16 protein-coding genes are annotated in these 13,860 nt (G+C 48.3%); 6 read left to right on the forward strand and 10 right to left on the reverse strand.

What is annotated here, in order from left to right; translation table 11 throughout:
• Window positions 1–16 precede the first annotated feature (16 nt).
• Complete coding sequence (locus tag Q7J88_RS13700; protein WP_369682046.1) at window positions 17–619, forward strand: sulfite exporter TauE/SafE family protein; 603 nt, start codon at window positions 17–19, stop codon at window positions 617–619.
• Here Q7J88_RS13700 and Q7J88_RS13705 read toward each other — a convergent pair.
• Window positions 612–1,553: a helix-turn-helix transcriptional regulator gene (locus Q7J88_RS13705; RefSeq protein ID WP_303722797.1), complete on the reverse strand. Its 942-nt coding sequence runs from the start codon at window positions 1,551–1,553 to the stop codon at window positions 612–614. The genes Q7J88_RS13700 and Q7J88_RS13705 overlap by 8 nt on opposite strands.
• 260 nt (window positions 1,554–1,813) lie before the next feature.
• Here Q7J88_RS13705 and Q7J88_RS13710 point away from each other — a divergent pair, with 260 nt between their 5' ends.
• Window positions 1,814–2,137: a cytochrome c3 family protein gene (locus tag Q7J88_RS13710; RefSeq protein ID WP_303722798.1), complete on the forward strand. Its 324-nt coding sequence runs from the start codon at window positions 1,814–1,816 to the stop codon at window positions 2,135–2,137.
• Between the two features lie 211 nt (window positions 2,138–2,348).
• Here Q7J88_RS13710 and Q7J88_RS13715 read toward each other — a convergent pair whose 3' ends face one another.
• Together Q7J88_RS13715 and Q7J88_RS13720 are read right to left on the reverse strand one after the other, a co-directional pair.
• Entirely contained in the window at window positions 2,349–4,004 is a 1,656-nt protein-coding gene (locus tag Q7J88_RS13715) for a putative manganese-dependent inorganic diphosphatase (RefSeq protein WP_303722799.1), read from the reverse strand.
• A gap of 132 nt (window positions 4,005–4,136) precedes the next feature.
• Entirely contained in the window at window positions 4,137–4,967 is an 831-nt protein-coding gene (locus tag Q7J88_RS13720; protein ID WP_303722800.1) for a DUF3108 domain-containing protein, read from the reverse strand.
• 337 nt (window positions 4,968–5,304) lie between these two features.
• Here Q7J88_RS13720 and Q7J88_RS13725 point away from each other — a divergent pair, with 337 nt between their 5' ends.
• Entirely contained in the window at window positions 5,305–5,619 is a 315-nt protein-coding gene (locus Q7J88_RS13725) for a helix-turn-helix transcriptional regulator (RefSeq protein WP_303722801.1), read from the forward strand.
• Window positions 5,620–5,701: 82 nt separating this feature from the next.
• Here Q7J88_RS13725 and Q7J88_RS13730 read toward each other — a convergent pair whose 3' ends face one another.
• The 5 genes from Q7J88_RS13730 to Q7J88_RS13750 form a co-directional block, all read right to left on the reverse strand.
• Window positions 5,702–5,899 carry a 4-oxalocrotonate tautomerase family protein gene (locus Q7J88_RS13730; protein ID WP_303722802.1) on the reverse strand — a complete coding sequence of 66 codons (198 nt, stop codon included), beginning with the start codon at window positions 5,897–5,899 and terminating at the stop codon, window positions 5,702–5,704.
• Window positions 5,900–5,983: 84 nt separating this feature from the next.
• Window positions 5,984–6,781 (reverse strand): malonyl-ACP O-methyltransferase BioC, encoded by a 798-nt coding sequence (bioC, locus tag Q7J88_RS13735; RefSeq protein WP_303722803.1) that lies wholly within the window; start codon window positions 6,779–6,781, stop codon window positions 5,984–5,986.
• Window positions 6,778–7,590 carry an alpha/beta fold hydrolase gene (locus Q7J88_RS13740; protein WP_303722812.1) on the reverse strand — a complete coding sequence of 271 codons (813 nt, stop codon included), beginning with the start codon at window positions 7,588–7,590 and terminating at the stop codon, window positions 6,778–6,780. The genes bioC and Q7J88_RS13740 overlap by 4 nt, the downstream gene beginning before the upstream one ends.
• Window position 7,591: 1 nt before the next feature.
• Entirely contained in the window at window positions 7,592–8,773 is a 1,182-nt protein-coding gene (bioF, locus tag Q7J88_RS13745) for an 8-amino-7-oxononanoate synthase (protein WP_303722804.1), read from the reverse strand.
• Window positions 8,770–9,573: a 6-carboxyhexanoate--CoA ligase gene (locus tag Q7J88_RS13750; RefSeq protein ID WP_369682044.1), complete on the reverse strand. Its 804-nt coding sequence runs from the start codon at window positions 9,571–9,573 to the stop codon at window positions 8,770–8,772. Before Q7J88_RS13750 ends, bioF begins: the two co-directional genes overlap by 4 nt.
• 138 nt (window positions 9,574–9,711) lie before the next feature.
• Here Q7J88_RS13750 and ccsA point away from each other — a divergent pair, with 138 nt between their 5' ends.
• Together ccsA and Q7J88_RS13760 are read left to right on the forward strand one after the other, a co-directional pair.
• On the forward strand, window positions 9,712–10,506 hold the full coding sequence (gene ccsA, locus Q7J88_RS13755) for a cytochrome c biogenesis protein CcsA (protein ID WP_303722806.1): 795 nt from the start codon (window positions 9,712–9,714) through the stop codon (window positions 10,504–10,506).
• 3 nt (window positions 10,507–10,509) lie between these two features.
• Window positions 10,510–11,556, forward strand: coding sequence for a cytochrome c biogenesis protein ResB (locus tag Q7J88_RS13760; RefSeq protein WP_303722807.1), 1,047 nt, complete (start codon window positions 10,510–10,512; stop codon window positions 11,554–11,556).
• Here Q7J88_RS13760 and Q7J88_RS13765 read toward each other — a convergent pair.
• Window positions 11,535–12,464, reverse strand: a complete 930-nt coding sequence (locus tag Q7J88_RS13765) for a class I SAM-dependent methyltransferase (RefSeq protein WP_303722808.1) — start codon at window positions 12,462–12,464, stop codon at window positions 11,535–11,537. The two genes, Q7J88_RS13760 and Q7J88_RS13765, sit on opposite strands and share 22 nt — an antisense overlap.
• A gap of 140 nt (window positions 12,465–12,604) precedes the next feature.
• Between Q7J88_RS13765 and Q7J88_RS13770 the strand changes: the two genes are divergently transcribed.
• Window positions 12,605–13,453, forward strand: coding sequence for a DUF3014 domain-containing protein (locus Q7J88_RS13770; RefSeq protein WP_303722809.1), 849 nt, complete (start codon window positions 12,605–12,607; stop codon window positions 13,451–13,453).
• Between the two features lie 54 nt (window positions 13,454–13,507).
• On the opposite strand, the gene Q7J88_RS13775 is transcribed toward Q7J88_RS13770, so the two are convergent.
• Window positions 13,508–13,729 carry a hypothetical protein gene (locus Q7J88_RS13775; RefSeq protein ID WP_303722810.1) on the reverse strand — a complete coding sequence of 74 codons (222 nt, stop codon included), beginning with the start codon at window positions 13,727–13,729 and terminating at the stop codon, window positions 13,508–13,510.
• Window positions 13,730–13,860 lie beyond the last annotated feature (131 nt).

The raw sequence follows: 13,860 nt of genomic DNA on the forward strand, positions 1-13,860 counted from the left end.
GGCGCACTGCATCGGCATGTGCGGTGGACTGGTCAGCGCCCTGTCGCTCACCGCAGACGGACGCAGCAGTGGGTTGCTGTTTCACATTCTGTATAATCTGGGAAGAACAATTACTTATAGTTTTATAGGTTTATTGGTCGGTTGGCTCGGATCGGCGATGGTGGTTAGGAGTTCGTTGCAGGAGGTTACCAGAGTATTACTGATCGGTAGCGATCTGTTTATTATCCTTATCGGTTTGGGAAGTGCCGGACTGTTTGCCAAACTGAACATCATGACGCTGGAAATAGGTGGACCGATCCGCCTCATGTCGAAGGCGGTGAAGGGCTTGCGGAAGTTATCCCCTGCCCTGTCGGCTTTGCCCCTTGGCATGCTGCTCGGTTTTTTGCCGTGCGGAATGCTGTATGCAATGGCACTGACAGCAGTACAAAGTGCCGACAGTTTAACTGGTGCGCTGACCATGGGGGCTTTCGGTCTGGGAACCATTCCAGCTCTTTTCCTGGTCGGCAGCGCGGCTCAATGGATTAGCTCAAAAAAGAATTGGATGCTTAAAGCGGCAGGAATCATGGTGGCGCTAATGGGCTGCTACAATCTATTCAATCATATCCGTATGCTCAGTTGACTGGCTGATTATTAACTTGAGTTTTACTTTGGTAAACAGGAACAAAAACATCTTTAACTGCATCCCAGCGATAGCCCCCTGCATCCCAAAGTTTTTCTATCAAATCCCAATCAAGGGGAAGTTGGCCTGTCTCGTCAATCTGATTGGACACCTCCAGAATCTCAAGGTCCTCAATGACATGATTGCCATTTGTATCAGCCCAGTGCAGCGGTTGAATTTCCATCTGCCCGACCGATTGCGGAACAATCGCCGTCCTCTGGCCCTCTGGGTTAGCTATTAATTCACCCTTAATCTTAATGGTGTCGGCAATGGCGGCATCTTTCGGCACTTCGAGAAGGTACGCGACGCTCGTTTTCACCTGCGGTTTGCGGAAAATCCAGCGTGCTTTACCTAATTCATTATCGAGACTCGATGCAAGTGGTTCTGAAGCGACAAGTTGCCAACCCGCAGGGAACTCTTCTGTTAAAATCATTCCCTTCAGTGACATTTCAGAAGAAAGGCGTACCCGAATCGGCACACGACTACCTGGCGCCGCATAGGGGGGTAAATATCTGATTGCTGTTAAATTTACCGGTTTGGGGGAGGTTTGGCTTAGAAGTATTGCTACAACGACACCAAATAAGCAGGTAAGCACAGCAAGCAAAAGCCAGTTTTTTTTTCCTGGTCTAACCTCTTCCTCAGCAATATCCTCTACGATAGGTTCTTCCTGCTTTAAAATTTCCTCGAAGTCAACCTCAAGCGCTTCGGCCAGTTTAAGCGCGTTGTCACGACGAATCGTCGGATAGCGATTATTCTCCCATCTAGAAACTGTATCGGTTGTAACCCCGACCACCTTGGCAACATAAAGTTGAGTCAGACGTTTTTCTTCCCTTATATTACGAATCGCTTCACCGTCGATAGAAACCGATGAATTATGTCGTGACTCAAAATCCATGTTCTCACACTCCATTAAAATATGTTCCGGAAGTCTAGCAGAGTGACAAAGAAGAAGCAATTTCTCCTAGACACACCTATGCAAACCTAATTCCGCACTCATGGCAACCCGATATTCACAAGCTAACAGTCTAAATTTACAAGAATTAAACACGACATCTTACGACATTTGGACCGATGTCTAATGTTTACCAAAATCAGATATGAAAAGATGCTTGGCAACAGGAGGAGTAACTCTAACTTTCCACGAGGAGGAAAAAGATGAAGAAGATATTGACCCTGATTGCTGCCGTATCGCTTGTTTCGTTAAGTGCACTGACTGCCATCGCAGAAAACAAAGGACCTGAAGAAATTAAAATACCAGCCAGCATGGGAGACATTACTTTCAACCATGCAAAACACCAGGCATCTATTACTGACTGTACAACATGCCACCATGCAGGAGTTGAAGCAGGGGCCTGTAAAAGCTGCCACGGTGAAAAACCTGAGGCCCCGAAAGCCAAAAAAGTTTTCCACCAATTATGTAAAGACTGCCATGAGAAAGAATCTGGACCCACCAAATGCAAAGCATGTCACGTGAAATAATCTACTGAAATATAGGATTTTATTGAGAGGGTCTCTAGATAAGTTTCACACATTAAACAGGGAAATGAGCATTTATAAATTTTTTCTTATTTTTAGTTGACATTAATGTTTTTTTACTTATAATAAGAATCAAAAGAGACAAAAAAGCTCTCTCTAAACCAAATTTTTGCCCCGTGTTCTCCCTCCTGACGCGGGGCTATTTTTATACAAATCAAACGCCCTTAAACACCTTCAGCAAATGAGGCACCAATTGTTTTTTACGAGAAAGGACTCCTTCAAGGCGGTAGAGATTCTTATCCACTTGAGGATAGCCAATGATATAAGGCAGTTTCCCCGGACCGGCAGTCAATAGCAGGCTAGTCTCCATCACAATATCGGTAACCAACAGTGCAGCCAATTCGTATCCCTTTTCAGTGCGTAATTTGCTCAATTCATCGGATAACTCTGCTGCCCGCTGATGAAAAGAATGAAAATTAACCACTTCCACCTGACCTAGGCCTAGCAGATGCTCACCTGCCATGTATTCCTTGAAATCGGTCAACAAAAGGTCACGTGCCGGTGCGCCATTCGCCATTGGACTTCCTGAAGCAAACAATTCACTACCAAATGTTTTGTGCTCAAGTCCTGATAATTTTTCCAGCCATGAGACCAGATTACGATCAGTTTCCGTCGTTGTCGGTGATTTCAGGATGAGTGTATCGGACAATAACCCAGACAATAAAAGTCCGGCAATTTGTGATGACGGCTCGATACCGGCATGCTGATAAAGCGTCGCTACCAAAGAACAGGTACTGCCAAGCGGTTGATTAATGAAACGAATAGGCATATCAGTGTGGAAATTACCAAGCCGGTGATGGTCTATTACTTCTAGGATTTCGACTTTATCGGCTCCCGGCAGGGCCTGTGACAATTCGTTATGGTCGACCAAGATTAGCTTGACCGGAGAACTTTTGATCAAGTGGCTTTTGGTAGCGACCCCCCATACCCGCTCATCCGGAGAGACTACAATCGCACCAGGATTTTTACTGTGCAGCAACTTTAATCTCAGGTCATCAAGCAGATCGTTCGGCGCTACCTGCAGAAAATCATCTTCCACCAACTCACCAACTGGGGTGGCCATCCGGGTCAACCAGACACTGTTAGCAGTATCGTAAGCACTGCTCAGAATCGAAACTCCCTTTTCTTTGGCTGTTTCAATCAGCTCATCATTTACAACCGACTTACCAGAAACGATCAGCAGTCGCACACCTGCATCTATCGCCATTTTCTGTATACCATCACGGTCACCGGTAATCAAAATAGTCTTTTCCGGAATTATTTCATCAACCCAATTACTGAAACTCGATTCACAACGCGCCCCGACATAAAGGTTGAAATCCTCAACCCGATCAGCATCAACCAGATGGTGACCGATGGCAGACAAGCAGTTCTGGATCGATGCCAAAGAAGCCCTAACCCGGCGCATTTTCTCCGGATCACTCGGGACCAAAAAGACCTCTGACGCAGTCTTCAGTAGCAAAAGCCCTTTAGGATGATATTCATCATCGACAACGGGAAGCATGCGGATACGATGCTTATGATAAAGTTCAATCGCTTTCGACATCGGCGTCAGTTGATGGATAGTAATAACCTCTTCGGTAACCACATCCTTAATTCGCGGATGGACATCGGCCAGCAACTCCGGAAGCGGCATCCCGAGACGTTCGAGCACAAACTCGGTCTGCTGATTGATGTTTCCCGCTCGAGCCGGCTGAACATTTGACATGCCCTGCAACCGTCTTAACTCTGCATAGGCAATCGCGCTGCATATAGAATCAGTATCGGGATTTCGGTGCCCGACGACATAAACCTTCTCTTCGTTTGTCATACAACCGCTCCTTGATGAACAAACCATTTCCGGCACCTTTTAGCATTGCCCAACATGGCCAGGTCATTACCAGAAATGAAAAAGCCTGCACCGGCGGCACAGGCTTTCAACATTTTATTCAGGCTCAATAAATTATTCGGTCACTTGCGCCACTTGCGTGACTTGTCGCAATACCCCTTTCACATCACCAAGGCCTATGACATTTTTAATAATGCCGCGCTCAAGCCTATTCTGCCGATCGAAGCTAACAAACAATTCGCTACCGTCGGTTTTAAATACTGACGGATCGACCAAAACTTTACACAAGGTGCCTTGATTAGCGAAAAACCGATTGTCTGCATGTTTTTCATTTTTCAGCGGAGCAACAACGATTTCTTCTATTCCTTTACGGTGGAAAGTCGGCAAATGAATCTCGTCGCCGTCCAATGCTCCAAAAGCTTCTAGGCGAAGATTATAAAATGCGCTCAGGATATCGTAAACAGGGCCCTCCGTTTCAAGAGGGAGATTCTCATCGACAGCAATTTGCTGGTATTTCATCTTTTGATAGTGAACTTGACGATTATCATAATTGAAACTGTAACTGGTCCTTTTTTCCTTCTGCTGGTCCCCCTGCCCTTTAAAGGTATGAGAGCTGTGAACCAAAGGACGAAGCAAACCGTTCGGACCAATTTCCATCAAAGTTTGATATTTTTCGATCCGATGCTTGGTGACAAACGCCGCAAAACCGCGTGTTCGAGCCTCCATTACCGCCAGATAGGTCCCAGGTTTATCTCCTCGTTCCAGACTGATGGTCCCTTCGGCCAAATTTTTAAACCAAAGGAAAGAGACATCATAAGCTAATCGTTCACCAACCAGACGCTCTACTGGATGTGTCTTCTGCAGTACTTCATTGTCAGCAAACGAAGCCTGTGTTGAAACAAACAAGAATATAGTTAATAAAGTAAAGAGGATTTTTCTAAACATTCTGAAATCCAATTTTCACCCTTTTCAACCCGTTGCGTTTTCGCCACAGGACTGTGGCGGGCTAGCATCACTTCGGGGCAAAGGCACCACCCTCAGCTTGAAAACTTCAAACAGTAAAACCGAACCCTTATGCATTGCTTGTTAATGACAACAATATTCCCAACCTAGTTGATGAGTTATAAATTTTCAAAATCAATGCCAGAAAGCGAAGACACTCTTCACACATCTGAATCAACATTCCACAAAATCAAAAACATTAGTGTAATAAGTCTCTTGACGTATGATCAGACAACAATTAATATCCATATATTCAAAATTCACTTGAAGGTAAATGATTATGATTGAAACCGCTAAACTGCCTTTCGACAAAGAGCAGGACTACGATCGAGAATCGGAAATCCTGAAAGTTCTTGGGCATCCAATCCGCCTGAAAATTGTTGCTGGTCTTATGTCCCAGTCCTGTAATGTCAAAAAGATTTGGGAATGTCTCGGTCTCCCCCAAGCGACAGTTTCTCAGCACCTCGCCTTGTTGAAAAACAAGGATATCATCTCAGGCCGCCGTGAGGGGGTCGAGGTTTTTTACCAAGTCACTTCTCCGGAAGCCAAAAAAATCGTCGCTGCCATTTTTGATGGGGGCATCAGTTGCGACTAGGTGCTGATCAATTATAGCTTCAACTAAAAAAGGCCACTTGGTTAAAGTGGCCTTACATTAGTTTCTCAGATGAACTCAAAATCTATTTACCCGCACGGATCGCCGCTACGGTTTTACCACGGATACCCCAGTTTTCAGCTGGTACTTCTTCGATTATCACATGAGTTGCTTCTGGATTTTTGCCGAGCACTTCTTTCAATGCCACGGTAATCCGATCCATCAATTCCTCTTTTTTCTCCTCGCTGATTCCACCGACAGTTCTAACAGTTACAACAGGCATCTGGCGGCCTCCTTTCCAAATAAACAAGTGTAGGTTAATGCAGTATAGCCCGAGGAGAAAAAGAATCAATAGCCAAATATACAACTAGCGACGGCGAGCCAAAAGGTAAATTGCTTCATAGGTAGCAGGGATCCCTTGTTTTTTACCATACAGATTAAGGTAATGCGAGATCATCGCATGCATAACTTGTCGGGAAGCCAGCCCTTGGGGCCGCTGTTGACTAGCGTTCTGTGCCCCGATCTTCTTAAGGCCACGAAGCAAGGCAGGCACATCGGCATGCCACTCAACTTCAAACTCCGAGTGCAAGCTCAATACTTCGAAACCGCCACCGATTGCTGATGCAACCGTCTCCAACGCTGGGAAGCACTGGACATGAGAAGTCTTCCCGAGCGGCAGAACCGCCTGATAAGAGTTGCGTAATTCGTAGAGGGTTTTTTCGCCGAACAGCGCCAAAGCCAGCAATCCATCTTTTTTCAGCACATGCGAAAGCTGTTTAAAAGCGAGCGGCAGATCATTCAACCACTGATAGACAGAACTGGAAGCAACCAGATCGAAGCTTCCGGCGGCAAAAGGCAAAGCAGAGGCATCAGCATCACAAACCGACGCCTGCGGCTGAGCCTGCTGCACATATTGGCTCATTCCATGAGCAATATCAGACAAAACTAGGCTAAGTGGCGTTTGCAGTCGAAGCAGCTCCTGAGAGAGAAAACCGGTCCCACAACCGACCTCCAATGCCCGCTGCCAAGATTGTTGCTGCCCGCCCAGCAGCCCTGCCAACCGTTTTGCCACCACCTGTTGCACAATCGCATAGCGATCATACTCCTGGGCATGGCAAGAAAAATGTTTGCGAACCTGCTGTATATCGACATCTTTCTCCATCATTGCAGAAAATTCCGCCATTGTTCGACGCACAGTTTCAGACTGCTGAAAAAGGGGGCATGCCCGACCCCGGGAATCCGCGAGAACTGAGCATTCGGTAGCTGCTGGCATAAATACTCCCCCGCAGCCAATGGAATGATCTGGTCAAGCTCGCCATGCATGACCAAAACGGGTTGGTGGATCTTTTTAAGCAGTTCACGCTGGTCCCCATTCCCAAGGGCCTGCAGTGCGGCTCGGGCTACATCTGGTTCCGGCAACCGGCCACTGCGAACAGCAAATTGCAGAATCTTGCGGTATCGTTCTTTCGACATCTGCTCACCGACAAACTGCAAAACAAAAAAATCCCCCAAAGTCTTTTCATAAGCTCGCCCCATGTTGCGATCCAGTGCCCGAACCTGAGTTTCCAGCAGACCATTCGACCAGTTATCGGCCTGGCAAAATCTGGGAGTTGTCGCAATCAGCAGCAACTTCCGTAGGAGCAAAAGATGATCGGCAGCAATCTGCATGGCGACCTGTCCTCCAAGCGACCAGCCGAGCAGATCGACACTGCCAACATCAATCTTACTTGCCCATTCAGATATGGCATTCGCAAACGACCTAAAATCACTAGAAGATGACGGGTCAGATTGTCCATGTCCCGGCAGATCGGGACATAGAAGACGGAAATCGCCTGCCAGTGCCTCAGCCACTTCTGCAAAAACAATCGAGCTCATCGACCAGCCATGCAGCATGATCAGCGGAGAGCCAGTCCCCCATTCTCGCCATGCCAGCTTCTGCCCATTCGAGAGTTCGACAAATTGCACTTCAGGCATTTCAAGCACAAGCAAATTCCTCGTTGACCACGGCGATCAAAGTCTGCGCTGCATGTCGGACTTGGGTCAGTGTATGCGTTGCCATCAGTGTAGCGCGCAGCCTGCAGGTCCCGGGAGCAACCGTCGGGGGCCGGATTCCGCTGAGGAAAATCCCCTGTTCGAAAAGCTTCGCTGCTGCGCCCATGGTTGGTTCCGGATCACCGATCATTACCGGCACAATCTGACTCGTGCTCCCGCAAAGATCAAACCCTTCGACTTTTAATAGTTTTACAAATAGCTGCCGATTCGCTTCCAGCTGCGAGCGGCGTCTCGCGCCCTCCTCTCCGGACACCAGATCGATCGCTGCGATGCTGGCTGCCAAAACCCCCGGGGGCAAGCTGGTAGAAAAAATGAAGCTGCGGGAGCGATTGATCAGGACCTCGATCAAGGTCCTGCGGGCTGCGACATAGGCACCAAAACTGCCGAACGCCTTGCCGAAGGTTCCCATTTGCAGGTCGACGTGATCGAGGCAACCGAAATGTTCCGCAGTACCCCGCCCGGTAGCACCGAGCACTCCCCCACCATGGGCATCATCAACCATCAACCAAGCATCATACTTCTGCTTCAGAGCGACCAAACCTGGCAACGGCGCGACATCGCCATCCATACTGAAGACTCCGTCGGTGATGATCAACCAACGACCTCTACGGGTCTGGGACTCTTCTGCCAATAACTGTTCAAGAGCCACCAGATCGTTGTGCGGATAAATCCTGACCCGGGCACCGGAGAGCCGACAGCCATCGATAATTGATGCATGATTGAGACTGTCGGAGAAAACCGTATCCTCACTGCAAAGTAACCCCTGAATGATACCGTTGTTGGCAGCATAACCCGAATTGTAAACCAGCGCTGCCTCTGTCCCCTTAAAGTCGGCAATCCGCTCTTCAAGCCGATGGTGCACCGACATACTGCCTGAAATTAAGCGACTTGCGCCGGAACCGACACCGAAGTCCCGGGTTGCTTTGCAGGCCGCTTCGATCAGATCGGGATGATCAGCGATGCCGAGATAGTTGTTGGAACAGAGCAACAGGTAATCCTGCCCCGCGATTCTGACACGCGGCCCCTGCGCTGATTCGATTTCGCGCAAGGTCCTCAGCATCCCCTGTCCTTTTAGCTCGGCTAGGGATTCTTCTAACTGTTTCATATTTCTTCCCAAAACCGCGGAGGGTTAATTTGACCAACTCGATTAATCAAATAAGGCTGTCGCTCCAACCAGGCAACCAAATAGCCTAGTCGTTCTTTGCTGCTGCGGACAAAAAAAACCCGTCCGCCCCGCTCTTCTCCCATCGGCTTCAACCAACTGATTCGTTGATACCCGGTCTTCACGGACGCGACATAACCAGCAAGATAATCTGGATCGTCCGACCAGCAAAATTCGGCAACAACCGTCGGGGCATGAACCACCTTCGTTGCGAGAGTCAACGCCTCGATGACATGAGCATTGTCAAGTCCGTGCACGGCCAACAGGGAGCGCAACTGCAGCAACGCATCAGCAGAGAGGTCCATCCGACTGGCTCGCACTCCGCGAGTCAAATCAGCTTCCAATCTTTGGCCGCTGTCTGCATCGATCAACATAGCACCACGCATACTCTGTCCATTAGGAGCAGCCCCATCCGCCAATAGCTTAATTGCCAGTTCGGCAACCTTCCGGTTAACCGTGCAATTTACCAGCATCTCTTTCGCCAGCTCCCGCCCTTGTTGCCAGGATTGCACTTGGTTATTGTGCAGGTCGAGCAAACAACCGAACTGTAAGGCAGCCGGAGCGATTTCCTCAACGCTAATATTAATCTGCTCGGCCCTACCGCGACTATGCCGTAACGCGCGCTGTACCATTTCCGCGGCCACCACCTCAAGTTGGTCTATGGGAACCAAACGTTCTGCTCCGGATATATGTTTGCCGTTACTTTCCGCGCGCATTCGTATACTATTTAAAGGTTTGGACATGGTGGAGAAGCTATCATCTAGTCCCCGCCTTGTCAACCAGAACACAGCAGCTGGTTGACAAGGCGGGGATTTCTTTTTCCTCTGTGACATGTTACACTTCGGAGCCTTAACAAACTCAAAGGATCAAGAAAGACTCACGTGACCAACATTCATCTACTCCAAACAGCAACTCTACTATACTCTCTGGCCGTTTTCGGTTATCTGTTGCTGATCATATTCAAACGTCGCTGGCTGCAATTAACTGCGCAGACATTTATTATTTCCGGTTTTCTGCTGCAAACAGTCTGTCTGCTCTGGCGTTGGAAACTGGCTGGTTTCTTACCTGTTACAAATCTGTTCTCCACCCTGTTCTTCTTCAGCTGGGCGCTCGCCGCTTGTTATCTATATTTTGAGATTCGGTATCGCATTGGAGCCAGCGGCCTGTTCGTCATGTTCCTTAACCTCTGCCTGCTGGGGATTGCGTTGCAGCGGGACGCCGAATTACCAACACTGGTCCCGGCACTCGACACGCCCTTTTTTAGCCTTCACATCGTCTTTTCATTTCTTGGATATGCTTTTTTCGCCATGGCCTTTTCGCTCGGAGTTCTTTTTCTGATACAGCGCTATGTACCGAACCAGCAACTACCGCGGTTAACTACGCTTCGCAAACTGAATGAAGAATCGATTTTCCTCGGCTTCGCCTTATTTACCCTCTGTATGGTCATCGGTGCCATCTGGGCATACTGGGCTTGGGGCTATTATTTCTCCTGGAACATCAAAGGGGTCTGGTCGTTTCTGGTCTGGTTGTACTACTCCGGCATGTGTCACGCGAAATTCGTTCGCCGCTGGCAAGGAACCGGCTACGCCTTACTTTCAATCGCCGGTTTTGGTGTGGTCCTGTTCACTTATCTCGGTATTGGTCTGTTGCTGGAAAGCAACCACCCCCTGGAGTAGCCGATGCTGAGTCGAATCTGGCACCATTGCTGCTCACTGAAACTGGCTATCTACCTCGCATCGGCTGTCACCTTGCTATTGATGGGTGGATCCTTGCTGATTCCATACAACAGTGACATTTTCAGTTCGATGGACCAGATGGCGATGGCAGAGTGGCTAGAACGGGTTGCAGCAGCCAGACTGGGTAAAACTTGGTGGTTTTACCTAGCTGGCGTCCTAACCGTCCTTTTCGGCCTCAACACCATTTGCTGCTTTATCGATTGGCTCAGGCAGATAGGGGCACGCTGGCGGAAATCTGGCGAATATCTGCTACACCTCGGAGTCGCGCTGGTACTGATTGCCTATCTATGGGGTGCAGTGGCCGGTTGGCGCCATAACGGCATGCAATTCAACCTTGGCGAAACAACGGCGCTACCGAATTGGCCCGGGCACTATCTGCGTCTGGAAAACTTCCAACCAATCATGAGCCCGAACGGTCCACCGAAGGATATGATCAGCAGTATTTCGCTGTTACGTGGTGACCAGGTTCTGAGCAGGGGCAAAGTCCAAATCAACCAGCCATTGATGTACCAAGGAGTTGTCGTTACCCCGGTTTCATTCGGTCAGCAACCGATCGGTTTCCGCGCAATACTGAGCAATCTTCAACAGGTTGAACTGCTAACGGGGAAAATCATTCAGCTACAAGACGGTGGTCGATTGCAAATCCTCCGCTTCCTCCCCGACGTTCAGCGTAAAACCAGCGGCGAGATTTTCTATCGCAGCAATAGCCTTAGCAACCCCGCATTCGAGCTGCGATATCTGTCTCCTCGCGGGGCAGCTTGGCAAGGATGGTACTTCGCACGAGAGAGGTTGCCGGCAGAGTTGCAAGCTGCGGGGCTGCAAATCAGATTGTTATCTCCGCTTTACTCTAGTTACAGCGCACTGACGGTCAACTACGACCCTGGTGCAAAGCTAGCCACAATTGGCGGCCTGCTAATGACGATAGGAGTCCTGCTGGCGCTATTCTCCTTCTATCGCAAGCGCCGGAATCAGGACCGCCCGGAAATTTGATCTACAGCCCGATGGCTACGATAGTGAAAAATCCACACTCCGCGACTATCTTCAGCCTCCGGGAAATCGCCCCCCGGCTGCAATTGCTGCTCCATGGTCAGCTCCGGTCGAAGTTCCGCAATTAAATCGGTTAAGAAACCAGGCGGTAGGTGGGGGCCATTTAAACAGGCGAGCAGATCTCCTTTACCTGTGAGCAGATCAGGCAATTTTCGTAACAGCTTCGGCCAATCACGCTCCGCCTTAAAGTTTTTTCCCTGATAGGCAGGAGGGTCGCAGATAACCAAGTCGAATGGCCCCAGTTTCTTCAGTTTGCCAATGCTACGAAAAAGTTCCAGTGGCAAAAAGCTTACCTGTCGAAGATCTAGCTGATTGATGCGGTGATTTAAGCGGCCTAATTCGAGTGCCCCGGAATTCATGTCAAGATTGACAACCTGCTGCGCCCCACCTGCCAACGCAGCAACCGAAAAGCTACAACTGTAGGCAAAAAGGTTCAAAACTCTCTTTCCCTTTGCCAATTGACGCACCAGTGAGCGGCCTACGGCCATATCAGGAAAAAAACCAATGTTCAGCGCCTTCCCGATACGCAATCGATATCGAAGGGCTGCCTCAACAACCTCCATTTCTTCCGGCGGGTTTCCGTACAACGTGCGTACCGGGCCATCCAAAAGAAATCTTTCTTGCAGCAAAATTGTCTTCGCTTTACTGACCTCTGACAACAGCATCCTAACTAACTGCTGTAACCAGTCCTCTTCACGCGGAGCATAAAGACTGAGCAACAAAACCGGAGCATACCAATCGATCAACAGATCTTCATAGCCTGGAAAACAATGCCCTCGGCCATGAAACAAGCGCCTCGATTCCCGCCCGACAGGAAGTCGAGAACGAATTTCACATTGAATTGTCTGCATCAGTTCACCCAATTACAAATAATGGTCGGTAAAATTCAAAAACCTGCCTACCACAAACTGAAAATGTTCACAATATCAAGTAGAAAAGTAGAGAGATTCAGGCCATAATATTTAATGGTGAATGAACTGGAGGAGATTGGATGAAAAAAGTTAACCTGCTGATTTTCGTTTTAGCTGTAGTCATCTCGGTTCTGGCCCTGTCAATTTACCTAAAACAGACGCCTCCACCAGAAAAACCTCCCCTCCAAACCCCCAAGGACACTCAACCGGCACCAGAAAAACAGGCGATAGTCCATTATCCAGTCCCAATAACGGAACCTGTCGAAAAAGAAGCTGTCGCTGAGCAGCCACCAAAGGAGGTAGAACCCGAAAAACCAGCGTTGGAACTACCGAAGATACTACCTCCGGTAGAGAACAGTGATAAAAGCATTGAAACAGTACTGGCCGACCTTAACCTTAAACATCATTTGCTGGCCCTACTCGTCAATGACAATTTCATCCAACGTTTCGTCACTATGGTTGACAACCTGACAGGCCAAAGACTTCCTAGGACTCACTTACCAGTGCTGCCCCCCAAAGGAAGATTTCTGGTTTCAGGAACCGCACAGGCCCCTCAAATCAGCAGCCTTAATCACGCACGCTACGATGAACATGTAGAACTGCTGGAATCCGTAGACCCAGATTTAGCGCTGGAAATCTACGTCTATTTCTACCCACTTTTTCAAAAGGCCTACGCCCAACTAGGCTATAAAAACGCCTATTTCAATGATCGTCTGGTCTTTGTTATCGATCATCTGCTGGAAACACCGGACCCTGTTGACCCGATTTTACTATCTCAACCCGTAGTACTATATACTTACCAAGACCCATTGCTGGAACAGCTCTCTTCAGGGCAGAAAGTCCTTCTGAGGATAGGCTCAACCAACAGACAAAAAGTCAAAGAGGTACTAAAGATCTACCGAGATAAACTTGTGAATCTAAAACCCTAAAAAAAGCCCGCATCTTGTCGATGCGGGCTTTTTTTTGGAAGTACTTACTACTAGCTAAAAACTAGTCATGGCTGCTATTCCACGACAGAAAAAGTAAATTGCAAACAGCATTGGCAGCACAACATTTGAAAGAAAGTGGATCATCAATCCACGGCTGCGCCCCCAAATCTTCTTCATCAGCGTCAAACGAAAGTATTCATTATCAGCCATCAGACGAAGCAGGGAAACCACTACGATATAAAAACCAAATAATGCCTTAACAATATCCAGCTCCATAGCAACCTCCGACCAAACGCCGTTATATAAAAAATAACAGATTGATCAAAGCTTTGCAACATATTGTTTTTCCTACTATTTGTGAATAATTACCTAATAAGTAAAAAGAGGCACCACCATAGTGATGTCCC

The organism is Malonomonas rubra (genome assembly GCF_003247215.1).
In the GTDB taxonomy this organism is placed as follows: Bacteria; Desulfobacterota; Desulfuromonadia; order Desulfuromonadales; family Geopsychrobacteraceae; genus Malonomonas; species Malonomonas rubra_A.